Here is a 25,878-nt window from a genome sequence, read left to right on the forward strand (position 1 = left end):
GACCAGGACTTTTGGTAAATGCGAAATCCTCGAGCTACGGGTTTCCTACGAAGACCCGACAGAGAACGGCTCTGAGAGTGGTTATCAACACCCCTTGCTCCCCAGGTCTGGGGACGAATTACACAGATGTGATGCAGAGTCGTAGGATCGGACGGGTTTGACCACCGCTAAGTCGATCAGTACTGTCGAACAGTCACCCAAGGCGAGGTGGCCGATGCTTGCTGGCTGCTTACAGTCTGTGTTCACTCGGATTTCTCGCTGTTGGGGTGTAAACGAGTTCGACCGAACTCGCTACCAACCGTTTCGGACGCTTCAGAGTAAGTGTCTTTGATTTTCGAGGAGTGTTCACCGTGGCCAAGGGCAAGCGGACGTTCCAGCCGAACAACCGACGCCGCGCGCGTGTTCACGGCTTCCGTCTTCGTATGCGTACGCGTGCAGGTCGTGCAATCGTGTCGGCACGTCGCGGCAAGGGCCGCAAGGAACTAACCGCCTAATCCATGTTCGTCTGAGTTTACGGAGCTCGGGGTGTTACCTGAGCCGCACAGACTGCACCGAAGCGCTGATTTCACACGCGCGGTGCGTCGAGGCCGCCGAATGGGTAGACAAGACTTGGTCGTCCACGCCTACACGCGTGGCGATGCAAGTTCTGTTTTCAGTGTCGGCGAACCTAGATTCGGATTGATCGTGAGCAAAGCTGTCGGGCCGGCGGTAACTCGTCATCGAGTTGCGCGCCGGCTTCGGCATATCTGTTCGGAGATACTCCTGGAAGTACCCGAGAGTTGCGACGTCGTTATTCGAGCACTGCCTGGTTCTGCGACCTTGTCGTCGAAAGATCTGCAACGACAGGTTCGTTCCGGGCTCAAGAAGCTGGGATATCTCGGAGCGGTTAGAGATACGCGCTCATGAAATTTCTACGCCTCGTCAGGTCGTTCCCCGCGCGGATTCTGATCTTCTGTATCGAGCTCTACCGCACCTATGTGTCTCCGCTCAGACTCCCCACCTGCCGTTTCTCCCCCACGTGCAGTGAGTACGCAGTCGAAGCGTTGAAGACGCACGGTGCCATCAAAGGAACCTTGTTAGCTATCGCGCGGCTACTGAAGTGCGCTCCCTGGCACTCTGGAGGCTGGGACCCGGTGCCCGATCACGGGTCATGGCGGGTACGCAAGCAGACTTCGACCGAAGAAGGCCACGATCTCGCGAGAGTGGACGAACAGAGGAGTACATAGAGCCGTGCTGGATTTCATCTATTATCCGGTCTCCTGGATTCTCTGGGTATGGCACAAGGTGTTCGGTGCCGTTCTCGGAGCGGACAACGGCTTCGCATGGGCCTTGTCCGTAGTGTTTCTCGTGTTCACATTGCGATTGATTCTGTACAAGCCGTTCGTCAAACAGGTTCGTACCACGCGTCAGATGCAGGAACTGCAGCCACAGATCAAGGCTTTGCAAAAGAAGTACGGCAAAGACAAGCAGCGTTTGGCAGTGGAGATGCAGAAGCTCCAAAAGGAACATGGATTCAACCCCATCATGGGTTGTTTGCCGGTCCTTGCGCAGGCACCGGTATTCATCGGTCTGTTCCACGTTCTGCGCTCGTTCAACCGTACGGGTACTGGGGTCGGTCAGCTGGGCCTTGATCCAGCCGTCAACCGAACGATTCCGAACTATGCGTTCGATGTCGCCGACGTGAACTCGTTCCTGGACGCCCGCCTCTTCGGTGCACCCATTTCGGCCTGGATCACGATGCCGAAGGCACAGCTGGACGCCTTCGCGAACCCAGAACTCGGCCTCGGAATCCCGTCTATCTGGACTATCGTCGCTGTTGCCGTGCCGCTGATGATCATTGCCAGCATCGCAACACACTTCAACTCCCGCGCCTCGGTTGCTCGACAGAGCGCAGCGGCTGCAGCAAATCCGCAGTCCGCGATCATGAACAAGCTTGCTTTGTACGTGTTCCCCTTGGGTGTTCTCGTCGGTGGACCCTTCCTCCCTATCGCCATCCTGCTGTACTGGGTCTCCAATAACGGCTGGACCTACGCCCAGCAGCACATCGTGTTCGCGAAAATCGACAAAGAAGAAGCAGAGAAGAAGCAGCAGGCCATCGAGAAGCGGACCGAGAATGCGCCCAAGCCCGGTGTGAAGCCGCCGGCCAAGCCGAAGCCCGGTGCACGCCCCAAGCTCTCGAAGCTCCCGCCCGCCACTCTTGATGCTTCCGATGCGGTCACCACATCAGATGACGTATCTTCTGCTAGTTCGACTGCCCCCGACGGCTCACAGCCACAGAAGCCCACCCAGCCGAAATCTCAGGCGAACCGTAGTAAAGCCAAGCGCAAGCGACGCTGAGACGCATCGAAGACAAGGACACAAAGCACATGTCTGCAGATACCGACGAAGTGACCAACCCCGACGAAGCAGTGAACGCTGGGGACGGACCGAGTGAAATCGTGGCAGTCGATGCCGAAACGGATCCGAGCGAGGCCGAAGCAGCCAAGGTGAATACCGTCGGCTCCGTGTCTGGTGAAGACTCGGATTCGGACTCGGACGATGAGGATTCCGAAGACTATCTGGTCGAAGAGGGCGAGATTGCCGGCGATTACCTCGAGCAGCTTCTCGATGTTCTCGATTTCGATGGAGATATCGACCTCGATGTGGAAGGTGATCGCGCGATCGTCAGCATCGACGGTGGAGATGACCTGACGAAGCTCGTGGGACGTAAGGGCGAGATTCTCGATGCCCTGCAAGAATTGACTCGACTCGCCGTGCAGCAATCGACGGGCGAGCGAAGCAAGCTGATGCTCGACGTAGCAGGCTGGCGCGCGAACCGCCGGAACGTATTGAGCGCTTTGGGTATCGAGGCCTCGAAGCGAGTTCTCGAAAGTGGCGAGCGTGAAGAGCTGGACCCCATGACTCCATTCGAGCGCAAGATCGTGCACGACGCGGTTGCCAAGGTCGACGGTGTCGAAAGTGAAAGTACCGGTGTCGAACCGTCACGACGAGTAGTCGTCGTCAAGTCCTGAACTGATGAACTTGAAAGGCCCCCGGCTTCGGCCGGGGGCCTTTCTTGTTCTGTGAATGGGGCTGAGTCAGGTGAACTACAGCGCTGTTATTAGTTCGGAGGGCTCGGTTTCACGTGAAACAGGGTGTGCACTCGAAACGTCACTGTGACGGACGCGTTCGAGGGAGGCTCCGTTTGATGTTTCACGTGAAACCGTGATTGACGGCTACGTCTATGGGGGCGAGCTTGGCATTGGAACGGTCCTTCCGGTCCCGGATTCACCGGCGGAACCGCTTACCTTCTCTCGATCCTCGAGGCGCGCTACGTAGTTGCGACACGCGTTTTCAGTCGGCGTGGAGAACGCCGGATAGTCGAACTGGGACGTTTCCACTTTGCGTCCGGGATTGACACGTATCGGTGAGGGACAGATGGGGCTGCTGCGCCCGTCGAAGCGCAGTCAATCGACAAGTCTCGCTCCGTTACTGCCTAGACGATCTCCGCTCTTCTGTTGGGTTCCGCATGAATAACTGGGGCCGCGATCTCGACAGAACATGGGCATCAGGATCCGGGCACCCTACCAATCGGGGTTCTACCGACCGGGCGACGAAGTAGTTGACGCTCTCACGCACACGATATGCCCGCGTACAGCGCTGATTCTGCTGTATCCGTCGGGCTGCTAATTGCGCACAAGTAATCGATGCAAAAGTGAGTGCTCGAGCGCGAATTGAAGTCGGGAATCATGGAGTCAACTTGCTGCCGGGTGTAACAAGAAGTGGTCGCCTGCGGGGCGGGACATGTTCACTCTCCGTGTCGCCTGCGAGGCGGAAGGGTCGGTTTGGATTTCGAACCACTCCACCCGACTACAACGTCAAAGAGGCCCTGCCATATTAGTCAGCACATCGGTCGCAACCAACTCCACACATGGTCGCTGAGGCTTGCGGAAGCAATCCACTCACCCTGCAAACGAACCCAACGATCGTCCACCTTAGTCCGTCCAGCCGGCTTGTCGGCCCAGCCCGCTCCTCGCACAAACAGCGCCACGACGACCGACGGCACACCGCAGCGAAAAGGTCAGTTCGAATGGTCGGGCTGCGACTCACAGAAGCGCCATCACCGGTATTCACCCGACGGAGCCAAAAAGGTGTCAGTGCTCTCGCTGGGGGCTGGAGGCACGTGGTGGGTTAGAGCGTTTCGTGTCGACCCGGCTTTCGGTTGGACTGTCCGTTAGCGCTCGAGCGAGTCGTGTTCAGGGGTTGGCGAGTCCATCGGAGCAATGCTCAGAACTAGCGCATCGTTGCGGTAACAGCCCTCGCGACGAGCATGATGGACCGGCATCAGTGAGCTGAATGTTTGTGGCAGTCGCGACGCCGATAGTAGTGGGGCTGATCCACTACGGTCGAACCGATGCACTCACGTGCGTGTGGGATTTGCTCGTTGTGTCGTAGGCGCTCTGCGATCGAGTGTCGTCGTGTCTGTTCGCCTGTCCCCTCGCAGCACTCGGTCTATTCGGTTGCGGATGCACGTTCTTCGATGAGGCGTCCGTCCGTTACTTGGCGTAGACAATCGCGTCCAGACCGGGCCGACTGTCCCCGATTCAGATTGTGGGTTCGCGAGGCGGACCGGTCGATAGCATCGACCACGATCTGTCCGTTTGGGATCCGCAAGCTCGAGTAGTCGCGCTTACTTCGTCTGCGCATGTTTCACGTGAAACCTCTCTGCCGTCTTTGCGTAAGTTCTAGCTCCGGCTTCACGTCAGCCACTGCGCTGTGATTGGACGTTCGAATGATTGGTGCATCGACAAGTCCTGTTGTCGATGAGTTGTCTAGCCGTCCGCCTCTGGCCGTCCGCCTCTGGCCGTCCGCCTCTGGCCGTCCGCCTCTGGCCGTCCGCCTCTGGCCGTGGTTCCTCCCCCAGGCGAACTCGCCAAGAAGTTGGCCGGAGGTGTTTCACGTGAAACACCACTCAGGCGGGTGTTTCGCACACCGTGATTCACAGACCAGCTCGGAAAGTCCGGGTTCCATCTACATAATTCGACCGTGGGGTGAGTCGGCATTCCGAAACAACCAGGACGGCACCGTCGGCAGGATTCGTTTCAGCCCTTCGAGAGGTTGCCGATCGGTTCGATCGTTGGGTGGACCGCACCGGCACATGATCGCTCGGCTTTCGCCTCGATCCGATTGTTGAACCGACCAGCCTTGGCGTGAAGTAGAGAAACGTTGAATCGATCAGTGGACCCACTTTCGAGGCGAACAGCGATGTTGCCTGCCAGTGCAATTGCTTCGTGCCGAGAGTGAACGGGGAGCCCGTGTCGCAGATGGAATTTGTGACGGCTTCCGTTCGGTACGCGTAGGTGCGAGGTCGAGCGCACTGTACGGGGTACCTCACCTGTCGAAGGAGAACACTGCGAGGTCGTCATCCGTTGAGCGTGGATTGGATGTTCGGGCGCGTTCGGCTACCGACGGAGCGCGCCACAATGTCGTCATTCGTCGGGCGTGTCATGACTGGCGGGAGGACTTCATATTGGTGGCATTTCCGGTCGGCCCTCGAGCGACGAGGCGTGGAGTTGGTTCGACCAATGTGCTGACTCACGCGGCACCTGAGACGTTCTCGTTGGGCGAAGTCAGTGCGGCTTTGGGTCCGTCGGGACGAGCTGAGTGTTCGAGAAAGTGTGCGTGTCGATCAGATGGTGAGTTGGCGCTCGAGGGGGTCGGCGGTGAATGGATCGTCGTCTGGGCGTTCGTGGGCGCGGGGTTCAACGCGGAATCATCGGTCCTGTCTGTGTTACTCGAACCTTGAAAGGCAGCTTGAAAGGCAACTTGGGTTGGGGGCCGCTCGAGGGTGAAAGTTCGGCTCGAGGGGGTGCGCCCGGATATATGGTGTCGCGGCCGTAGCGCGGCTTGGGTTGGGAGCCGCCGCTTTAAAGGGGCGGCTCGGCTCGAGGGGCGGTTCGGCTCGAGGGGCGGTTCGGCTCGAGGGGCCGGCTCGGCTCGAGGGGCCGGCTCGGCTCGAGGGGCCGGCTCGGCTGGAGGGGCCGGCTCGGCTCGAAGGTGTTGTGGCCGCGGCGACCGCGAGGATCGACCGTCGCAACTCCGGAGTTGCGACCGGTTTCGAGCACCGGACGATCGACGGGCCTTGCCTAGGTAGCCGCCGACAGGTTGCGCGAATATTGGTCCAGGGCTACTCCGCGAGTGTTGACGAGCTTCCTCCTTCGCCAGAAGGACTTCTCGACCCGTCTCGTGAGTAGTTCGCAAATTGCTTGTGGATGTCGTCGTCCGATAGTCCAGAGAAGCTGTGTCGAGAGGAATGTCCATATCCGGGCGCAAGAGCCGGCCGACACGTGGTTGCATACCGCGTCGTCCGTGGAATGCAGCAGCACGGGTTCGGTGTCGAGGAGTGACTGTTCGGTTCACTGCGATCGCACGAAGTCGCTATGCCGAATCGGTACCAGGTTAGGTCGGATCAGCTGCTTCGGCGTGGGTACCCCTGCGGGATAGATGGTGGATAAAGGTCTCGCGTGAACCCATCTCTACGCAAATACTCCCCCAGTTGGGATTCGAACCCCCTGCACGTTCATTGCCAGGAGGTTCGAATCCCAACACGGAGAGTAAATTCGCCGAGTGGCTCTCAACCTGAGCTGTGCCGCCCCCTCGAGCTGTGCCGCCCCCTCGAGCTGTGCCGCCCCTAACCCCGCGCCGCCCCTAACCCCGCGCCGACCCCAGGACCCGCTCCAAAGCTGTGCAGACCCCAGTCCATATTGGTTCCTCCGCGTCAGTGTGGACAGGGGTCATGTGGATTGCCTGAGTTTGCGGACTCTCTAGAGGGCGCCGCGGAGGAAGTCACCGGGTACGCAGGCGCGCCCTTCCTCGAGAGGCCTGTTTGATCGTGACAGATATTTGTGGGCCTTTGGTGTGGAGTTTCGTCTGCGCCCGATAACTTGGGTCGAACTTCGAACTGAGTGTGCTGCCCTATCCGGTCTTTCGATCGGAAGTCTAACTTGACTTCAGATGTGTGGGACGAGACTGAACTGAGATGAAGGAACTCCACATCAGTTTCACGTGAAACTTTCCTGAAGCCGAAGGGAAGGACCGGATGCTATTTCCGCCCGGCACGGTGACGACCTCGATTGGCCTAGGACGGTTGGATAGGCCCCACCACAAGGATCGACAGGGTCGAACAAGGTTGGGCGTGAAGCGGGATGGTCGCCCATTCGTCGCTTTACTCGACCGCCTCCTCGGTACGCGTCGCGCGGTGGCTCCGTGCTCAGTTTGCCGAGCACCAGTGCGAGGAGCGACCGTTGCGTACCTGTCGTCGGCCCTTCGATGCCGGGTGCACTAGCAAGCTGGGGGCATCAGATGTTTCACGTGAAACTGCAACCGTTGGGCTACTGCGCAGAAAGAACAGGAGCCGTGGCACGACACGGCTACGGAATGTGCAGATGGTTTGGCGAACAGTGCTCGGAAGCGAGACAATGTTTCACGTGGAACCAGAAGCGTTGGATGACGATCAGTTGATGGCAACCGCAGAACGCGTGTTTGGTCCGCGCCTGAATTTGGCTCAGCAATACTACGAATCCCTTGCAACTGCGGGAGTCGAGCGTGGACTGATAGGTCCACGCGAGGTTCCTCGGTTGTGGGAGCGCCACTTGCTCAATTGCGCGGTCGTCGGTGAGTTGATCGACGAGGGAGAACGCGTCGTGGATGTCGGGAGCGGAGCTGGATTGCCGGGAATACCTCTGGCGATTGCTCGCCCGGATCTACACATCACTCTCATCGAGCCACTCCTTCGTCGAACTGTGTACTTGGCCGAGTTCATCGACAAGCACGAGCTGAACGTCCTGGTGGTGCGAGGGCGTGCAGAGCAGCCCGGGGTCAAGAAGGAAGCCGGAGGAGCTGATGTCGTCACCTCGAGAGCTGTTGCCCCTCTGGAAAAGCTCGCTAAGTGGTCGCTGCCGCTCATTCACGAGCGTGGTCGGATGCTTGCGTTGAAGGGAACGAGCGTCGAAGACGAGATAGAACGCGATCGGGCTTCCCTTACTCGCATGGGTGCTGGCAAGCTAGAGGTTGTGAAGTGTGGCGTCGACATATTGCCGACACCGACAATCGTAATTCGAGCCGAAAGAGCACCTCGGCGTTCCCTCCGCACATGATGTGCGCTCACTTCATTCCTGCTCGTTCGTAAGCAACAAACCAGTTCCGCAATAAGGAGCACCTATGTCGGGTGGATTTGATCCCGCTGTTTCACGTGAAACAAGTACCGCGAATAACGATGCACAACCCGCTTCCAAGCCGAAGGGTGGATCTGGGTTCGACGCATTCAGCGGCATCTCCGCCAATGACACCCCGATCGGTGCTGCCGCGCAGCGGGCAAGCCAGGTTCTACATCCGAAAAGCGTGACCTTGCCGAAGCTTGCGCATCGCCGAATGTTGACGATCGCAAATCAGAAGGGTGGGGTCGGAAAAACCACGACTGCCGTGAATCTCGCGGCTGCTTTGGCTCTCCAGGGCCTCACCGTCCTGGTGGTCGATCTGGATCCTCAAGGCAACGCCAGCACCGCTTTGGGCGTCGAGCATCACTCGGGTGTGCCCTCGAGCTACGAGGTGCTCATAGGCGAAGTGACCGCCCGAGAGGCGATCCAGCAGAGCCCACACAGTGAGCGTCTGTTCTGCATTCCGGCCACGATCGACCTTGCCGGCGCGGAGATCGAACTGGTGTCCATGGTCGCCCGCGAAGGACGCCTGAAGACTGCGCTGAGGGATCTCGCGGACATCGACGCAGACTTCGTGTTGATCGATTGCCCTCCGTCGCTCGGACTGCTCACGGTCAATGCCATGGTTGCCGCCACCGAGGTTCTGATCCCGATTCAGTGCGAGTATTACGCCCTCGAGGGCGTCGGCCAGCTCCTGCGAAACATCGAACTGGTGCAGGCCCATCTGAATCCCCAACTGCATGTTTCGACGGTCATCCTCACGATGTACGACGGCAGAACAAAGCTCGCAGACCAGGTTGCGGAGGAAGTGCGAAAGCACTTCGGCGACGCAGTGCTGCGTGCGGTGATTCCGCGCAGCGTCAAGGTCTCGGAGGCACCCGGCTACGGAATGACGGTCTTGGATTACGACCCAGGCTCCCGTGGCGCGATGAGCTATTTGGATGCTGGTCGTGAACTCGCAGCACGGTCGTCCTTTGCGACGACCGATGGAACTCAGGAGCAATAGGGTTATGGTTCAAGCACGCAAGGGTGGACTGGGACGCGGACTAGCTGCCCTCATCCCCACAGGACCCGAGGCAGGTCCTCGACTCGGGAGTGCCGCCGCGGATGTAGTGATCGGTACTGCGGCGGACGGAAAGATCAGTCGGAACGCGGCGGAAAAGGCAGCGCGGGAGGCATCCGCACCGACTCCGACGCCACCCGTTCGGAGTAGTGAAGAGGACCTCTCCCCCACCGGCGCGGTGTACAGGGAGATCGATCCGAAGCTGATTCAACCCAACGCCAAGCAGCCGCGGTCGGTGTTCGACGAGGAAGCTTTGACCGAACTCGTCCACTCGATCCGCGAGTTCGGGTTGATGCAGCCGATCGTCGTGCGACCGGTTGCCGATGGTCGATACGAACTGGTGATGGGCGAACGCCGCTGGCGTGCGAGCCAGGAAGCGGGCCTCGAGTCGATTCCTGCCATCGTTCGTGAAACCAACGATGACGCGATGTTGCGTGATGCGTTGCTCGAGAACATCCACCGGGTTCAGCTGAATCCCCTCGAGGAGGCCGCCGCTTATCAGCAGTTGCTCGAGGAATTCGACGTAACACATGAAGAATTAGCGACGAAAATCGGTCGCTCGCGCCCCGTTGTGACCAACATGATTCGACTGTTGAAGCTGCCGATTCCCGTTCAGCGACGAGTTGCAGCCGGTGTCTTGTCCGCCGGACACGCGCGCGCTCTCCTGTCGTTGGATGCGGGTTCGGATGCGCAGGAGTCTTTGGCTGCGCGAATCATCGCGGAGGGCCTGTCGGTTCGTGCAACAGAAGAAGCAGTTACGTTGGCGAATCGTAACGACAACATCAGTCCGAATCCCGCTCCTCGTCGTAAGCCGATTCAAATGCCGGGCCTTCAGGACGTCGCTAATAGGCTCTCGGATTCCTTCGATACCCGCGTGACAGTGAGCTTGGGTAAGCGAAAAGGCAAGATTGTCGTCGAATTCGGCTCGGTCGACGACCTCGAAAGGATTGTCGAGATGATGGAAAGTCAGAAGAAAAAGTAGCGTCGAAATCTCAGGTACAAACACCCGCGGCAGTTATGTCACTGTGACGTAAGTTCCCTATCGAAAACCGAAAGGACACGAATGATGTTGCTATACAGCATTATTCACCTATCGCGCTTTCGGGAGGCTCAAGGTTGTGACCATCGCTCACTGTTGATGCACATACCGGTGCGTCATCGCGGTCGAACGACAAAATTCGGTGCATGGAGGTTGAGGTAGCAGTGTCGACGCTCGTCACAGGAGTCACATTGGACTCCTTCGATCAACTACCGAAGCACACGCGGCGGTGTCGTTTCTGGGTGCTCGATCCAGCGAGGACCCGAGCCGACGGTGAGTCACTCGATTTGGAGTTCGAGAACGAGGCGTGGCTTTCGATGGTCATGCTCGAGTGGGGATCCTGCGGACAAATGCTGTCGGTCGGATCGGAGATCGTGGGATGCGCGTTATATGCGCCTCCGGGCGCAGTACCTCGGTCCACCACTTTTCCGACGTCACCTGTCAGCGCTGATGCCGTGTTGCTGACAACGTTGAGAATCGAATCGGATGTCGATCGGGAGGGACACTCGGCCTCGCTGATTCAGGCGGTAGTCGCCGATCTCGTCAATCGTGGCGTCCGTGCGCTCGAGGCATTCGGGATTCGTCGAACTGCGGAGGACGAGGCGGTCGGTCCGCGGGCGACGATGTCGTTGACGTGTTCGGACACGGAATGCATGATCGACGCCGACTTCTTGGAGCAGGCCGGATTCGAAGTGGTCGCACCACATCATCGATATCCGAGACTTCGACTCGAATTACATCGCGATCATGGATGGAAGGAAGACGTCGAGTCGGCCCTTGAGCGATTGCTGATTGCGGCCAGTTTGACCGCGGTTGAGATCGAGCACAAGGAAACCGTCGGCGTCAGATGAGCGGAGGTCGCTGAGCGCGACCTCCGTCAGCTCCGATCTGCAGCAGCTAGCTCCTCGGCGAGGAGTTCAGCGAAGGTGAATGTTCCGGTGGGCTGATCGTCTTGACCCAACAAGTACAAACGCTTTACCGAGATGAGAATTGCCTCGGCGATGATATCCCGGGATCGGGGATCACTGAGAACATCGACGTCGGAAGTGTTTGTCAGATAACCCATGTCGACTTGCACCGTCGGCATGTTGGTAAGCCGCAACAGATCCCAAGTTCGCCCATGGCTGCGGCAATCGAGTAGCGGAGTACGGGCGACGATTTCGCGTTGTATGTAGCCGGTGAGGATCTGGCCGATCAAGGACGCCGAACCGTGTGAGTTGCCGAAATGGAAACTTGCCACTCCGTTCGCGGCTGGATTCGGGCTCGACGCACAGCGAAGTGAAATCATCAGGTCCGCATTGAAGCCATTGGACGTCTCGGCACGCTCGGCAACACTTGGATTGGTTCCACGTGCACGGGACAGAAACGTCTCCATCCCGGTGGCGGCCATTCGACCCTCGAGGCGACTGGCGACATCCCAGAGAATTTCTGCTTCGGAGATTCGGCCGAACATGCCGTGGACTATGCGTCCGGTATCGGCGCCACCGAGATCGGGGTCGATCACGATGCGTTTGCCAGTCAATTGTGGGCCGGCCGCTCGGACGAGTTCTTGTTCACTGATGGCGTGTGGTGATCCGCCCGTGACACGTGTACCGAGCAGTTCGAGCGAACGCAGTGTTGCCGGACCGCAAATGCCATCTGGGGACAAACCGATTTCCCGTTGGAAAGAGGAGAGCCCTTCGTGAGTTTTAGGCCCGAAGTATCCGTCGACGCGCTCGCTATAGAAACCCAAGTCCTGCAGCCGAGTCTGGAGGGTCGCAATATCGTCCCCGTACAGAGGAGCCGAGAGCTGGTAGATGAGAGTCCGAGCTCCGAGCCGGTACGAAGCTTCCTTCAGAGATCGGTAGGTAGCTGGTCCTACGACACCGTCGACCAGTAAGCCTCGATATTGCTGAAAGGCGCGGACGGCGCCACCCAAGGATTCATCGAAGTCGGATGCGGGTGGAGTCCAGTGCGTCGAATCGTTCGCGGAAGATCGATCTGTTTCCTCCACCAGAAATCCGAGCGAGACAAGCGTGCTCCGAACCTCCGCGACGGCGGGTCCAGAATCGCCGTGACTGAGTCGGTGCATACAGTTGACCTTCCGATCTCGAGATTGATTGCTGCAACGACTGTATCCGCAACCCCGGAACGGGGAGTTCCGATTCGGGGTTGGGTCTATACAAAAGTCGATGTGCCGAGCTTGTCGGCACATCGACCAATTGTCGCAGAAAGTGACCGTCAAGCCCCAATCCGCCAGGTAGAGCCGACGGATCGCGGCGGTGGTGACGGCTACTGCTCAGGCGTTGTCTGCCTGATCACAGGACCGCTTCGAGGTCCTTGAGAAGTGCTGCTTTGCCCTTGGCGCCGACGATTTGCTTGATCGGCTTGCCACCCTGGAAAAGGATCAGGGTCGGAATCGACATGACCTTGAAGTCACGAGCCGCCTGTGGGTTCGCATCGATGTCGAGCTTCGCGATCGTCAGCTTGTCCGAGTGTTCGGCCGCGATCTCCTCGAGTACCGGGGCCACCATCTTGCAAGGCCCGCACCATGTGGCCCAGAAGTCGACGAGAACGGGCTTCTCGCTGCTGAGCACGTCGTCGACGAACGACGCATCCGTGATGGTGACGGTCTTCTTGTCGTCGGACATGTATGTCTCCTGGTTGTGTAGTAGTTCGGGAACGAAATTCAGGCGTTGACGACGTCTACCGGCTGGTCGGCGTGCTCGAGCGTGTTCGAGGAGATGTCGCCCTGCTCGGCGAGCCAGCGCTCAGCGTCGATGGACGCAGTGCAGCCGGTTCCGGCCGCGGTGATTGCCTGCTGGTAGACGTGATCGACCAAGTCACCGGCGGCGAACACTCCGGGTAGCGACGTGGTCGAGGATGGCGAGGCGACCTTGACGTAGCCTGCGTCGTCGAGTTCGACCTGGCCCTTGACCAGCTCGTTGCGCGGATCGTGACCAATAGCGACGAACATTCCCGTCACCTCGAGAGTGGTCTTCTCTCCGGTGATCGCATTCTCGAGTGCTACCCCGGTGACCGAGGTCTCGCCCAGGACTTCGAGAACGTTGGTGTCGGTGAGGAAGCGGATCTTGTCGTTGGCCTTTGCGCGCTCGAGCATGATGCGCGACGCACGGAATTCGCTGCGTCGATGGACGATGGTGACGCTGCGTGCGAATCGAGTGAGGAAGGTTGCCTCTTCCATGGCCGAGTCCCCGCCACCGATGACGGCAATGTCCTGATCGCGAAAGAAGAATCCATCACAGGTGGCGCAGGCGCTGACACCGCGTCCGAGCAGTTTTTCTTCACCCGGTATACCGAGGTATCGCGCAGCGGCGCCCATCGCCAGGATGACCGCGCGTGCCTGATAGGTCTCGCCGCCGGCGGATACGGTTTTGATCTCGCCGCTGAGGTTCATCTCTTCGACGTCTTCGGTACGAATATCCGCGCCGAACCGCTTGGCTTGCTCGCGCATCTGCTCCATCAGGTCCGGTCCCATGATGCCTTCGCGGAAACCTGGGAAGTTCTCGACGTCCGTGGTGGTCATCAAAGCGCCACCGAACTGAGTTCCCTCGAACAGAATCGGCTGGAGTTCAGCCCTGGCTGCGTATACACCGGCGGTGTATCCGGCCGGTCCCGAGCCGACGATGATGAGATCGTGAACCTGTGGGGTTGTCATGCGGACCTTCCGATCGAATGTGCTGTCTACCGATTGCGTTGAAACAAAAGTCGAGGGGCATAGTTCTGGTGCGCCCGCCGGTTATGTCAACACCAGCGTAAAGGGTGTTGTTCCCCGGTAGTTCTCCTGCGCATCCGAGATCAGTTCAGATCGCGACGGACCAGTGTCTGCGGGTTACCGTCTCCGCAATCCGCGCCCACCACGAGTACGGTCATGCCGTCCATCGGAAAACGCGGCACGACGAGCAGGGTTGCGGATCGTCCGTCGACCTGTACCGGAGTGGCTGCGAGCAGAATTGCTCGAGGGTCGAAGCCGTTGGCCGCCAGACACTCTGGAAGATTGCCGGCGTCCTTCAGTTCGGTTGGATCCTGTCGGCCGAGGAGGTCGCGGACATCGGCGGAGTTCAAGCCGCTCGAATCGAGAACCAGGCTGGGTGGATATGCCGGTGCGGCTACCGTGTCGGGGTCGGTCGGCCCACTCGGGCGGGCGAACAGCAAGGCGGAAAGCGAAGCGACGATCGCGGCCGCAGCAGCGATACCGATACCCGTATAGGCCCACCGGCGTGAATAACGACCGGGTCGGTCACCGAACGAGGATTCCTGCTCGGACATCAGCGCGCGATCGATCCTCTCGGCGACGTCCGGAGGCATCGGCTCACCGGAGTCGAAGTCGCTTCCGAGTGAGCCGAGACGGGCAGAAAGCGCGTCGAGAGCGGAGATGACCTCCATCGCTCTCGGATCTTGTCGAACGAGAGGCCAGAGCTTCGCACTGACCGACTCGTCGAGTACGCCTGCATGGAGATCCGCCAACAGGTCGGGTGAGTACGGAGCGACGGGTAGAGGCTCGGTTCCGTGCGATGCCACTTCGGTCTCCTCCCAGCGCAAGCTCTACCCACGGCCCGTCTTGTTTACGGGGCAATCGTGCCTACACATGGTAAGACGCGCCGAACCCGCTAACGGTTCCCTTCGTACCGCAAATACTCGAGTTGTATTACCAATTTCAACCGTCCGCGGGCGCATCGGCTCTTGATCGTGCCGGTGGGTACACCGAGCATGCGGGCGGCATCTGCAACCGAGTAGCCCTCCATGTCCACTGCCACGACGGCAGATCGTTGTTCGGGTGGCAACGACATCAGTGCTTTGTGGACCTCGATGGAGGTCTCGGCGGCAGACATCTGATCCCGACCGTCGACCGGTTCGATGTCGTCCTCGTTGGTGAGCGATACGGTCGGTCTCGAACGGTTACGCCGAATGCGGTCGAGGCATGCGTTGACAACGATCTTGTGTAGCCAACTGCGTACAGCAGCATCGGCCCGGAACGTGGCGGCGGTGCGGTGGGCCGACAGGAGTGCTTCTTGCAGTGCGTCGGCTGCGTCCTCGTTGGTATAGCTGGTTCGGCGTGCGGTCATCCAAAGGTGCTCATGATGTCGATGTACCAGCGAAGTGAACGCATCGGCCTCCCCGGCCACGTGCGCACTCAGCAATTCGACGTCGGAGCGTCCGCCGAGAAGACCCCCGACAGCCCAGTCCTTATGTAGATCCCCCATACGAAAACGGCTCCCCCCGTATTACCGCATTGTCGGAGAGCCTAAGGCATAGAGACCGTCGAGTACGAAACGTCCCCCGAACCGAGACGTTCGCAGGTCGACGGCGGGTGAATCAGGAGTCGTCGTCAGGGCTGCGCGGTGAAGCCGAAATCAGCGATCGTCGATTGGTTACGGCCGCCGTCGTTGCCGAGTCCGGTAATCCACAGCAGAACATGCGTCGTGGGCTCGGAAACGGTCAGCGGGATGTCGGTGACGCCGTTCCCGAGCGTCGCCTGCCCGATGACGGTGGTATCACTGAGACTTGCGGAATCGCTTGGGGCAGAACGGATTTCGACAACGGTACCCGGAGAGGGCGAGTTGACGAAGGCGCTGGTGAGGACCTGCGAAGACGGCAGGGTTGCGAGTAGTCCTACGCCTTCCTTGAGTGACGGGAAGGGCTGGAAGTACGCGTCCGTGGTCCAGGTGGAGCTGGGGTTTCCGTCGATCGCGTTGCCTGCTGAACCGGCGTTGTCGGCACTGCCCTGAGGTGAGAACACCTCGACCGAGTCGATCGCTGTCGGAGCAGCTGCTGCCGGCGGCGCGACGTCTTCTGCACCAGGTGTGGCAGGGGCGGTCGCGCTGGTGGTGAGACCGAAGTCCTGCTGCGTGAGCGGCTCGTCGGAGCTGTCACCTGCGAGGAATGTGAAGAGCCAGTAACCCGCGAAACCGAGGACGATGACAGTCAATGCGCCCAACACGACAAGCGCGATGTTGGTGCGCTTCGACCGCAATTGTTGAGCGGCTATTTCCGCAGGGTCGGCCAGCGAGTGGCCGGAGGCACCCGGCGCACGCTGACCGAGACGCAGTGCAGGCATCAGATCGGTCTTGTCGTTGATGACTGCAGCCTGATCCAGCACATGCTGGACGGTCGCAGCCGTACGAATCCCACTGTTCTGCTCGAGTGCACGGACGGCGACTGCCGAGATCTCGAAGGGCACGTCGGGTCGGATACGACGCGGCTCGATGGCGTTGCCGCTCTCGTCACGGTCCGCAGGACGCATGCCGCCTACCGCTCGTGGCGATGAATCCGAATCCGAACCGGGAGTCTTTCCAACAGCGTCGGCGAGAGGCCAACGCGCCGTGATCAGGGCGTACAGCATCGCGCCGAGCCCGCGAACATCGGAACCCGGGTCTGCATCGGCCAACGTCGCCGGGAATGCGAGAACTGCGTTTCCGCTGGTGCTGATCCGGACGCGGTCCGGATGGTCGATCGACAGTGCTCCGCCGCTTCGGTGTGCGGCTTCGGCGGCGGCAGCGAGGGCCTTGATGGCCCGAGCCGCGCCGGTCGGCGATGGAACGGTGTCGGCCATTTCACGTAGCGAACGACCAGGGGTCCATTCGGCGACGACGATGCCGCCGGAGCTGCCCCGGACGACGTCGAGAACGCGAGCAAGACCTGGGGAGTTGATCCGCCCCAGTCGCAGGGTGCGGGACAGGATTGCCTGAGGGCCCTCGGGACGGTCGGGCGAGAGCGAGGACGCTTGCTGGTCGGCGTCGACGAACGTCAAGGCCACTTCGCGATCCAACTTGACGTCGTGGGCCTGCCAGAACTTGAGGCCACGTGCTCCACCGTGCGGGGTGAGCAGACGGTAGCGACCGCCTGCCACGGAAGCACCCGGGATGAGCTTGGGGCCGCGAAGAGACCGTGCAGGTTCGGAACCCGGTCCGACGGGTGGCAACGCTGGTGATCCGACTGGAGCGGCACCGGAGTCGTGTGCGACGCCTCGGCTGGACTTCACCGGGGCGGTGGTGTTCTTTGCGTCCGAATCGACCTTCACGTCCGAAACAACCTTGTTGGCCGTCGGAGTTTCCTTGGAGTCGGCCTTGGCCTGCTCGGTCTTCTTCTCGGCAGATGCTTCCGACGTCGTGGCCTCGGTTGCATCGACTGCTGTGGAAGGTTCCGCTTCCTCGGGTGGTGACGACTTCTTGAACGGTGAGGGCATCTTGGTAGGCGTGGTGGCCTTGGTAGGGGTGGTGGGCTTGGAAGGCTCGAGCTTGCCCGACGCGTCTTTGGCGCGATCGTCCACCTCGACACCGCCGGCATTTCGCTGGGTGCCTTTCACTGTGGACTCGGCCGGCCCCCCAGCCATATCGTCGTCGGTCACTCTCACTCCTTCACGCGTCTCTGCCCCGAGTTGTCCTACATATCGTCCCGTCGCATGTCGCAGCGGCTGTTGTGCCGCCGGCGGACCTGAGGTGTACGGGGTCCCGGTCTGCCGCGGTCCAGCGTACGGGAGTGGTTGGGGAGAATTCTCCCATGCACGGCCCGAGCCGACGACCGCTATGTGTTCGGTCGCATCGAGGTCGGCCGTTTGCGTCGGATCGGGGGTCTCGATCGTCTTGCCGCGGAAACGTCGAACCAGTTTGCTGACGGCGACGGTCACTGCCAGGACCTCGGGAATCCGGCCGAACCAGAGGATTCCGAAGGTTATCGACAGCATCAGAACGGCGCAGAGGCCAACTCGGAGCATTGCACCGACGGGTCCCAGTGCGTCGGTGATGTTGCCGAGATCGGCGATCCGGTCGATGGCCAGCATGGCGGTGCCACCTGCGGCCGATGCGATCAGGACCATCCAGATGGTCTTACCGATATTGATCATCCGCAGGTTGCCGAGACTGCGATGGAGCAGGAAGCCACCGATGCATGCACCGACCACGAAACCGAGTCCGTTGGCGACACCGAGGATCAGCACCACCTGCTCGTCGTTGCTGGCCAGCATCGGTGCCAAGGCCGACAGCGCGATCTTGACACCCGTGATTCCGAGGATGATCCAGGTGGGAGTCCATGCCTGTTCTCTGGCGTAGAACACGCGCAGATGGATCAGGACGAGGGCGTACGGGATCAGCGTGAACGCCGACCAGCTGACGGCTTCGCCGAGCCGACTCGCATCGTCGGCGAAGTTTCCGAAGCCGAACAGTGCCTCGCCGACCCATGGGCCGGCGAAGGTCAAGAACACTACGATCGGCACCAACGCGACCAGTGTCAACCGGGTAGCCACCGACAGGTCGTCCACGACGGCCGGAGTGTCTCCGTCGGCTGCGTTACGACTGAGCCGCGGCATGATGGCGGTCAGAACGGTGACGCCGAGGATGCCGTAAGGAAGTTGAAGCAGGATCCATGCCTGGGAGTAGATTGCCGGACCTGCGGCGTCTGCTTCGGCGGAGATCCTGGTGGCGAACACGAGCCCCGCCTGGCTGATGACGACGTAGAGGATGATCGCGGCAGCCATCCCGCCGAAGGTCTTGAGTCGGGCGTCGATTCCCCACAGTGGTCGAAGGTCGACCTTTTCTCGACGTAGTGCCGGGATCAGCGCTACGACCTGGGTGATCACACCTGCGGTGACACCGAGTCCGAGGATGAGGACGTGGGGGTCACTGATCCGCACCGGATCGAGGGATATCTCGCCCGGCACGAAGAAGTAGAGGGAGAAGATCCCCAGCACAACCAGGTTGTTCCAGACCGGCGCCCACGCGCCGGGTCGGAAATTCTGGCGCGTGTTCAGGATGGCGGTAAGCAGGCCCGAGAGTCCGTAGAACAGGATGGCGGGCAACAGCAGGTACGACAGCGCGGTGGTCAGATCACTGCTGACCTTGGCATTCTCGTCGATCAACATGCGGCTGAGCAGGGGGGCGCTGATGGTGGCGATCAAGGCGACGATGGCCAGCATCGAGAAGGCGATGGTGAAAAGCCGTCGAACGAACGACGCTCCACCGTCGGAATCCTCCATCTCGGCGCGGACCAGAACTGGAACGACGATGGCGCTGAGCACGGCACCGAGAACCAGTTCGGAGATTATGTTCGGGAGGATCGTCGCCGAGGTGAACGAACTCGCGATCGCGCCGCCGAGAATCCCCAGCATGACGATCTGCTTGAAGAACCCGGTGATGCGGCTGACGAGCGTTGCGATCGCGATGGACCCCGTCGCGGCCAGCAGGGAACTCTGTTGCTTTTCGGTGACCGGCGGCTCGGCCGGACCGGGAGAGTGCGTCGGCTCTACGACAGGTGGGTAGTCCTCGTCACGGAAACGAGGAATCAACTGTGTGACGGAATTGTCCGGGGCAGGGCCACCATCCGGGGACGGCGGTGCTGGATAGCTCCGCATCTCCCGGAACGGACCGCGGGGAGCCGGCTCGCGTTCCCAGGGTGCCGCTGACGGCTCCAGGGTTCGGCGGAAGACCTGCGCTGCGGGCAGCCGCGTGCGTGGGACGTCCCCCTCGTACGGGATGTTCCCGGTCATGGTCGTTCGTACCCTTCGTCGGCCGGGTCTGGTTGATCCCTGAACCTGTGCCACAGTCGGCGTCCGGCAAGCAGTAGCAAAAGAACACCTGCGCAGACGGTAATGATGGCCAGCGCTTGCCCGTACGCATTCGACCGTACGGACACTGTCGACGCTTCGCCCAATTGCTGCCCGTCGAGGGTGGTCAACGAAAAGTCGACGGACAGGTTGCGGCTGTCGTCGACCTCTGCCGGAACGGTGATCGTACGGCTACCTCGAGGTGGAAGCGCGGTGGCGCCGACGTCGGTGATGCGCATCTCGGGAGGCGCATCGACATCCAACCGCACGTTGATGCCTACCGGCAGATCGTTCTGCGCGACCAGAAGCAGGGGACTCTGCTCCGACGCCAACGTGTAGACCCCGCCTGGGGCGAGGACCGTCACCGCGTCGAACAGCGCGTCGACGCCTTCCTCGGAACTGCTCGTTCGGATACTCGCCATCTCGGCTGCATCGGCGGGGTCGGTGTCCTTACCTGCCGAGGTGAGCGCGCGCAGCAGGTCCTCCTTCAGCGGCGCCGTGTACAGCCGCGGTGTCAACGGCAGTTGAGGGTCGTCGATCAGGGATCCGGCCAAGGATTCGATCCGGCCACTTTGGATGCGGACACGATCCTCGTTGTTGGTGTCCCTGCCTGCCTGCTGGACAGTTCTGGCTTCGACGGGCATCCCGGTAGGCGGCTCGGCCAGCAGTTCGGTGAACGGTCGCGGTGAAGCGAGGCCGGAGCGCAGCATCGAGGAGATCGACGACAGAATCGCGGCGGGCTCGTCACCGTCGGCGCTCCAGTTCTGCGGTGGTGCAATCGTCAAGTTCCGCGGGGTGCCGTTCGGCGGAGTGAGAGCGTGATAGACGACGGCTCCGACGGCGTCCTGCAGGCGGGCGGTTCGTGAATCCTGCTCGAGGTCGAAACGTTGATCTTCCGGAGTGAAGTCAGGGGTCGACGGCTCGGACCCGACAGCTGCGAGTGCGGTGGCGGTGGCTGCGTCGAATACGGCGGCCTTCAATTCGGCGTCGACGCTACTTCCGCCGGTGACCAGCGCAACTCCGCCTGCCGCTGCGGGGGCCACGCTGTTGTCGGCGACCAGGGCAGTCCGCGGCCCGACGGAGCGCACCGTTGCCGCGGCGCGGGCGCCGAGCTGGCCGGAAGAACTCCAGACGACGTCGGGGACCGAGGTCACTCCGAGGATCGAGTCCACGATGGTCGACGGAGAGTCGAGCGCACTCGATACCAGTGATGCGTCGCCGACATTGCCGAGTGCGTCGAGATCGACCTGGGCGAATGGAACGGTGGTGACGCACATCGAATCGGCCAGTGGCTCGAGCCGGGAAAGCCAACTCGCGGCGGCGTCTCTTCCGGTCCCGTCGCGGGCCGCGCCACGTGGATCGGCCGGATCGTCGACCACCAGATAGCCCCGAGCCATGTTGGCGACCGTGACCAGGAGGTCGGGATCGATGGCCAGGCACATGCTGTCGGCGAGGCGGTTCTCCGGATCGAGTTGGTCGCTCGTGGCGTACTCGACGGCCGCAAGTAGCTTGTCCAGCCGACCACCCGTCGCGAGTTCTTCGGCAAGCTCGTCGTCGACGAGTCGGACCTTGTCCTCGAGTGACCCCGGGATTCCCGCAGCGAGTCGGGGCTTGTCCGCCAGCGGCCACATCACGGTCGTCGCTATCGGGCTCGACGTGCTCGGTGGGAGCGCGATGGCGTCGGGGGCCGTCGGGTCCGGCGCGGTCGGATCTCGCGGAACTCCGGCTACGGGTAGCAGGAAACGGGCGTCGTCGAGTCGCGCGGTGCCGCCGTACTCGGGTGTGCCGTTGACGTTGAGTAGTAGCGGGTACACCCCTGGTGCATCGATGCCCAGCGACGGCCCCAGGGTGCTTCGCAGCGGTAACGACACCACGAATTGGGTGCTCGCACCGCGCTCGAGGCTCTCTGCGACGTCCTGGAACTCCCCGACCGCCCCGAACTGCTCTTGTTCGAGGGTCAGCGACGTACGAAGCTTCTCGGGCCGGTCGACGGCGTCAGCGCCCTGCATCCGGACGCTGATGTCGTCGACGCGTCGGTCGCCGGTGTTGGTGACGGTGGCGCGCACGGTCACGAACGGTTCACTGGTGGTTGTGACGGTGGCGGGTGCGACGGTGTCGATGGACAGCTGAAGGAACTGAGTGCCCCGGCGAGTCTCGGGGAGGTCGCTGTCCTCCGATTGGTAGGTGAGATCCGCCGACGTCGACGGGTCGCTGTTCCACGGCTCCTGCGCGATCGCCGTCGCCGGCGTCAAGGCAGCGGCCGGCGCGAGGACAAGCAGGAATGCGGTCAATGCCGCCGCAGTGACCCTGGTACGCCGCACGATCACTCCTTGCCGGCGGCGGTAGCGCCAGGTGTCTTGGGAGGGCTGGGTGTCTGCGAATCGGGTCGATGCATGTCCTCGATGAGCCGATGGGCGATGGCGGCCAATTTTCGTTCGTCGGCGTACGCGAGCCGCGACTGGAGTTCGCTGAGCGGGACCCAGGCCACTTCGGTGACCTCGATGTCTTCGTCGGACAGTTCGCCGCCGAGGAAACGCAGCAGGTAGTGGTGGACGGTCTTGTGGACGCGGCGACCTTCGGTGACGAACCAGTAGTCGATACTTCCCAACGTCGCCAGAACCGAACCCCGGATTCCGGTTTCTTCGGCAACTTCACGCATGGCGGTCTGCTCGGCCGTCTCGCCCTGTTCGATGTGGCCCTTCGGAAGCGACCACAGCAGCCGACCTCGGCGATCGGTGCGTCCGATGAGAGCGGCGCAGCGTTTTTCGGGCGGGCCGTCGAGACCGTCCACGACCAGGCCGCCGGCAGAAGTTTCGCGCACTGTGCGGAGTTTGGGCTTGTCGCTGTCGACGCGTGCGTTTCGCCGCCGCGGGTTGCGGCGGCTCCGGTTCGCACGTTCGCCAGCAGACACCCAATCCATACTAGTTGGAAAAATGAGGCGATCTCTCCTCCCGCACCGAGACGGGCGTACTCATGATCACTACCTCTCGCCTAGGCTCTGTCAACCCTCTCGCCTAGGCTCTGTCAACGTGGCCGAACAGTCTCCAACATCCCGACACTCCGACGCGAGCGACGACCGGCGGGAAAGACTGATGGCGGCGGCCGCGTCGACCCTCGGAGAGTTGTCCGGCATGCTGAGTCCGCTTGCCGATCGCTTCGCGGCTCACGGGCACGAGCTGTACTTGGTCGGTGGCAGTGTCCGCGACGCGGTCCTCGGTCGTTTGTCCGGCGATTTGGACTTCACCACCGACGCGCGCCCCGAGGTGGTGCAGCAGTTGCTGTCCGGTTGGGCCGACAATCAATGGGACACCGGCATCGCGTTCGGGACTATCAGTGCCGCGAAGGACGATCAGCTCATCGAGATCACCACCTTTCGCACCGACTCGTACGACCAGGTCTCGCGTAACCCGCAGGTTCAGTACGGAACCAGCCTCGAGGAAGACCTGATCCGACGCGATTTCACCGTCAATGCGATGGCGGTTCGGCTCGGCGCGGACGGGTTGCAGGAGTTCGTCGATCCGCTCGGTGGGATGGACGCAGTGCTCGAGGGGCTTCTCGATACGCCGTCCACTCCAGAGAAGTCGTTCAACGACGACCCGTTGCGGATGTTGCGCGGGGCGCGATTCGTTTCGCAGCTCGGCTTCACCTTGATGCCGCGCGTGCACGAGGCCATTTCGAACATGGCGGGTCAGATCGAACGGATCACCGCTGAACGCGTCCAGGCAGAGCTCGACAAGTTGCTGCTCGGTGACTACCCCATCGACGGCATCGACGTGATGTGCGAGACGGGTCTCGCGGCGTACGTGCTGCCGGAGGTGCCGGCGATGAAGCTCGAGATCGACGAGCACCACCAGCACAAAGATGTGTACTGGCATTCGTTGACGGTGTTGCAGCAGGCCATCGACCTCGAGGACGGTGACCCCGACCTGGTATTACGTTGGGCTGCACTACTTCACGACATCGGTAAGCCGGATACGCGAAAGCACGAGCCGGCCGGTGGTGTCAGCTTCCACCATCACGAGGTCGTCGGGTCGAAGATGGTGCGCAAACGTATGCGCGCGCTGAAGTACTCGAAGAGAATGATCGACGACGTCTCGCAGTTGGTATTTCTGCACCTTCGGTTCCACGGCTACGGCAAGGGACAGTGGACCGATTCCGCGGTCCGACGCTATGTCACGGATGCGGGAGAGCTACTTCCTCAGCTGCACAAGCTCGTTCGCGCCGACAGCACCACCAGGAACAAGCGTCGAGCGGCGGCGTTGCAGGCGACGTACGACGATCTGGAGGAGCGGATCGCGCGTCTCGCCGAACAGGAGGATCTGGCCAGAGTGCGCCCGGATCTCGACGGCAACGCCATCATGGACTTGCTCGGTATCGAGGCCGGCCCGGACGTCGGGAAGGCCTGGAAGTTCCTCAAGGAATTGCGGCTCGATCACGGGCCACTCCCCCGTGAGCAGGCCGAGGCCGCGTTACTCGAGTGGTGGAAGACGCAATCGGTCAGTTGAGGTCGGCTTTCATCAGGTACACGTTGTAGCTGTCCCATTCCGATATTGCGAAATACAGCTCTCCGTTTTTCGACCACGGGTGCATGAATCCACCGTAGGCTTTCGGATACTCCGCAGTCCGAATCAGAGTCGACGGCGCGGTCCACTCTCCCTGAGGTGAATTTGCTTCGCGGAGAACGATATTGCCGGCGATCGGGTCGAGATAGGTCATCTGCCACAGGCCGTCGTGGAAGCGGACCGATAGCTCGGCCGAGATGCCGTCGGCGATCGGGGTTGCCTCGTTGGAGTCCACCGGCGCCCAGGTGCCGTCGACCCAGTATTGGTAGGCGGTCTTGTCGAGGACGTCGCCCTTCGGCACTCGGGCCAAGCCGACTGTGCCGATCCGACCGTTGACGGTGCCGAACATGTAGACGAAGTCTCCGGCGGGAACCATGGTGGACACTTGGAACTTGGAGAAGCCGAACATGTTGTCCCACCTGGCATATGGATCCTTGACCCAGGTGGAGCCGTTGTCGTCGGAGTAGGCGATGCCACCGTAGTTGGTCCACCACATACCCGGGACGACGCTCCAGCGGCGGATGGACATGTACGACATGTACTGCCGATCCCCTAAGGCGAATCCGGACGTCGGAATGACCGTCGTCTCCCAGTTCTTGATCTTGCGACTGTTGAGCAACTCGGCTGCGTGGCAACGGGAATCCTGCACCATGCTGTCGAGAGTCAGGCCGTCGGACAGGTCCGTATCGGTGCTGTGGCCGAGGACGTTGCTGCGCCAGTCGTCGCCGCCGACGACTCCGTACTCCCAGCTCTTGCCGAAGGAGTCACCGAAGGCCACGGCCACCTCGCCTGGCTTCGATTCCCACATGATGCCGAGGTCGGTGCCGTCGACCTGCCAGCGCTTGTCCGTTCTGTTGACCGAACCCTGGCCGGTCATCTGTGAGATCACCGAAACGGTGCCCACCAGAGGCTGTTTCGGTGCTGGAGAAGTCGGGCCCGCCTCGGCTGGATTCACGACGGCGGGAGGTGCGGGTAGTTGCGGTACCTGCGGTGCTGCGGGCGGGCCGGGGATGGGAATGGGGATGGTCTCCGGTTGCGGGTCGATCTCGATGCGAGGGAACGGGAGATGTGCAGATCCGGTCGCGTCGGCCGGTTCTTCGGTGGTGTCGGTGAGATCGGGGCACGGGTCCATGCAGGGATCGGGCAGCGGGTCCGCGTCGACTCGGGTGTTGTCGGGTTCGGGATCGGGCACCGGGACCAGTTCGACGGAGGGATACGGCACCGGGATGACGAACTTGTCCGGCAACGACGGTACCGGCGGCAGCACGGGCGGAGAGTTGGGATCGACTGGCTCGGGTGGATAGTCCTTGGGATCGAAGCCGGTCTCTCCGCATTGATTGACCGGGGCGGGCGGGGCCGCGTTCGCCGGTGCCGCCAGCACGCTGCTCGACACGAGGGCGAGCGCGCATCCTACGACGATCGATCGGGTACGCATCTTCGTCCTTAGGGCCGGCGAGAAACGAACAGACCGTACGGTCCTG

19 protein-coding genes are annotated in these 25,878 nt (G+C 61.4%); 10 read left to right on the plus strand and 9 right to left on the minus strand.

The window, feature by feature from the left end:
* The first annotated feature begins 350 nt into the window (after positions 1-350).
* The 9 genes from rpmH to BJD99_RS16670 all read left to right on the plus strand — a co-directional run bounded on the left by rpmH (position 351) and on the right by BJD99_RS16670 (position 11,148).
* Positions 351-494, plus strand: coding sequence for a 50S ribosomal protein L34 (rpmH, locus tag BJD99_RS16625; RefSeq protein WP_026347786.1), 144 nt, complete (start codon positions 351-353; stop codon positions 492-494).
* A gap of 31 nt (positions 495-525) precedes the next feature.
* A complete protein-coding gene (gene rnpA / locus BJD99_RS16630; RefSeq protein ID WP_084348256.1) occupies positions 526-906 on the plus strand; it encodes a ribonuclease P protein component in 381 nt (126 codons plus the stop codon).
* The gene (yidD, locus tag BJD99_RS16635; RefSeq protein ID WP_084348257.1) at positions 903-1,226 is read left to right on the plus strand and encodes a membrane protein insertion efficiency factor YidD; all 324 of its coding nucleotides are present in this window, start codon (positions 903-905) and stop codon (positions 1,224-1,226) included. Before rnpA ends, yidD begins: the two co-directional genes overlap by 4 nt.
* A gap of 4 nt (positions 1,227-1,230) precedes the next feature.
* A complete protein-coding gene (yidC, locus tag BJD99_RS16640) occupies positions 1,231-2,337 on the plus strand; it encodes a membrane protein insertase YidC (RefSeq protein ID WP_084348258.1) in 1,107 nt (368 codons plus the stop codon).
* Between the two features lie 29 nt (positions 2,338-2,366).
* Positions 2,367-3,011, plus strand: coding sequence for a R3H domain-containing nucleic acid-binding protein (locus BJD99_RS16645; RefSeq protein WP_084348259.1), 645 nt, complete (start codon positions 2,367-2,369; stop codon positions 3,009-3,011).
* Between the two features lie 4,446 nt (positions 3,012-7,457).
* On the plus strand, positions 7,458-8,135 hold the full coding sequence (gene rsmG / locus BJD99_RS16655) for a 16S rRNA (guanine(527)-N(7))-methyltransferase RsmG (RefSeq protein ID WP_084348343.1): 678 nt from the start codon (positions 7,458-7,460) through the stop codon (positions 8,133-8,135).
* Between the two features lie 64 nt (positions 8,136-8,199).
* Complete coding sequence (locus BJD99_RS16660; RefSeq protein ID WP_084348261.1) at positions 8,200-9,201, plus strand: ParA family protein; 1,002 nt, start codon at positions 8,200-8,202, stop codon at positions 9,199-9,201.
* A gap of 4 nt (positions 9,202-9,205) precedes the next feature.
* The gene (locus BJD99_RS16665; RefSeq protein ID WP_084348262.1) at positions 9,206-10,240 is read left to right on the plus strand and encodes a ParB/RepB/Spo0J family partition protein; all 1,035 of its coding nucleotides are present in this window, start codon (positions 9,206-9,208) and stop codon (positions 10,238-10,240) included.
* A gap of 221 nt (positions 10,241-10,461) precedes the next feature.
* The gene (locus tag BJD99_RS16670; RefSeq protein ID WP_084348345.1) at positions 10,462-11,148 is read left to right on the plus strand and encodes a hypothetical protein; all 687 of its coding nucleotides are present in this window, start codon (positions 10,462-10,464) and stop codon (positions 11,146-11,148) included.
* A 26-nt stretch (positions 11,149-11,174) separates the two neighbouring features.
* Here the strand turns inward: BJD99_RS16670 and BJD99_RS16675 are convergent, their stop codons facing one another.
* The 8 genes from BJD99_RS16675 to BJD99_RS16710 form a co-directional block, all read right to left on the minus strand.
* On the minus strand, positions 11,175-12,368 hold the full coding sequence (locus BJD99_RS16675; protein ID WP_084348263.1) for an N-acetylmuramoyl-L-alanine amidase: 1,194 nt from the start codon (positions 12,366-12,368) through the stop codon (positions 11,175-11,177).
* A 226-nt stretch (positions 12,369-12,594) separates the two neighbouring features.
* Positions 12,595-12,927 carry a thioredoxin gene (gene trxA, locus BJD99_RS16680; RefSeq protein ID WP_084348264.1) on the minus strand — a complete coding sequence of 111 codons (333 nt, stop codon included), beginning with the start codon at positions 12,925-12,927 and terminating at the stop codon, positions 12,595-12,597.
* Between the two features lie 38 nt (positions 12,928-12,965).
* A complete protein-coding gene (gene trxB / locus BJD99_RS16685) occupies positions 12,966-13,955 on the minus strand; it encodes a thioredoxin-disulfide reductase (RefSeq protein WP_084348265.1) in 990 nt (329 codons plus the stop codon).
* A 140-nt stretch (positions 13,956-14,095) separates the two neighbouring features.
* Entirely contained in the window at positions 14,096-14,818 is a 723-nt protein-coding gene (locus BJD99_RS16690; protein WP_084348266.1) for a hypothetical protein, read from the minus strand.
* An 89-nt stretch (positions 14,819-14,907) separates the two neighbouring features.
* The gene (gene sigM / locus BJD99_RS16695; RefSeq protein ID WP_084348267.1) at positions 14,908-15,501 is read right to left on the minus strand and encodes an RNA polymerase sigma factor SigM; all 594 of its coding nucleotides are present in this window, start codon (positions 15,499-15,501) and stop codon (positions 14,908-14,910) included.
* Between the two features lie 125 nt (positions 15,502-15,626).
* Complete coding sequence (locus tag BJD99_RS16700) at positions 15,627-19,778, minus strand: lipid II flippase MurJ (protein ID WP_084348269.1); 4,152 nt, start codon at positions 19,776-19,778, stop codon at positions 15,627-15,629.
* Positions 19,775-22,159 (minus strand): DUF6049 family protein, encoded by a 2,385-nt coding sequence (locus BJD99_RS16705; RefSeq protein WP_084348347.1) that lies wholly within the window; start codon positions 22,157-22,159, stop codon positions 19,775-19,777. Before BJD99_RS16705 ends, BJD99_RS16700 begins: the two co-directional genes overlap by 4 nt.
* Positions 22,159-22,746 carry an NUDIX hydrolase gene (locus BJD99_RS16710; RefSeq protein WP_143542201.1) on the minus strand — a complete coding sequence of 196 codons (588 nt, stop codon included), beginning with the start codon at positions 22,744-22,746 and terminating at the stop codon, positions 22,159-22,161. The genes BJD99_RS16705 and BJD99_RS16710 overlap by 1 nt, the downstream gene beginning before the upstream one ends.
* A 181-nt stretch (positions 22,747-22,927) precedes the next feature.
* Here BJD99_RS16710 and BJD99_RS16715 point away from each other — a divergent pair, with 181 nt between their 5' ends.
* A complete protein-coding gene (locus BJD99_RS16715; protein ID WP_256895884.1) occupies positions 22,928-24,340 on the plus strand; it encodes a CCA tRNA nucleotidyltransferase in 1,413 nt (470 codons plus the stop codon).
* Here BJD99_RS16715 and BJD99_RS16720 read toward each other — a convergent pair.
* Positions 24,333-25,832 (minus strand): DUF4185 domain-containing protein, encoded by a 1,500-nt coding sequence (locus tag BJD99_RS16720; protein WP_084348273.1) that lies wholly within the window; start codon positions 25,830-25,832, stop codon positions 24,333-24,335. The genes BJD99_RS16715 and BJD99_RS16720 overlap by 8 nt on opposite strands.
* Positions 25,833-25,878 lie beyond the last annotated feature (46 nt).

Source organism: Rhodococcus sp. 1163 (genome assembly GCF_002091985.1).
Classification (GTDB): Bacteria; Actinomycetota; Actinomycetes; order Mycobacteriales; family Mycobacteriaceae; genus Rhodococcoides.

Coding starts and splice junctions, on each gene's coding strand:
- BJD99_RS16715 (WP_256895884.1), top strand. CDS start 22,928: ATGGCGGCGGCCGCGTCGACCCTCGGAGAGTTGTCCGGCATGCTGAGT.
- BJD99_RS16645 (WP_084348259.1), top strand. CDS start 2,367: ATGTCTGCAGATACCGACGAAGTGACCAACCCCGACGAAGCAGTGAAC.
- BJD99_RS16720 (WP_084348273.1), bottom strand. CDS start 25,832: ATGCGTACCCGATCGATCGTCGTAGGATGCGCGCTCGCCCTCGTGTCG.
- yidD (WP_084348257.1), top strand. CDS start 903: ATGAAATTTCTACGCCTCGTCAGGTCGTTCCCCGCGCGGATTCTGATC.
- BJD99_RS16665 (WP_084348262.1), top strand. CDS start 9,206: ATGGTTCAAGCACGCAAGGGTGGACTGGGACGCGGACTAGCTGCCCTC.
- trxA (WP_084348264.1), bottom strand. CDS start 12,927: ATGTCCGACGACAAGAAGACCGTCACCATCACGGATGCGTCGTTCGTC.
- sigM (WP_084348267.1), bottom strand. CDS start 15,501: ATGGGGGATCTACATAAGGACTGGGCTGTCGGGGGTCTTCTCGGCGGA.
- BJD99_RS16660 (WP_084348261.1), top strand. CDS start 8,200: ATGTCGGGTGGATTTGATCCCGCTGTTTCACGTGAAACAAGTACCGCG.
- rsmG (WP_084348343.1), top strand. CDS start 7,458: ATGTTTCACGTGGAACCAGAAGCGTTGGATGACGATCAGTTGATGGCA.
- BJD99_RS16700 (WP_084348269.1), bottom strand. CDS start 19,778: ATGACCGGGAACATCCCGTACGAGGGGGACGTCCCACGCACGCGGCTG.
- trxB (WP_084348265.1), bottom strand. CDS start 13,955: ATGACAACCCCACAGGTTCACGATCTCATCATCGTCGGCTCGGGACCG.
- BJD99_RS16675 (WP_084348263.1), bottom strand. CDS start 12,368: ATGCACCGACTCAGTCACGGCGATTCTGGACCCGCCGTCGCGGAGGTT.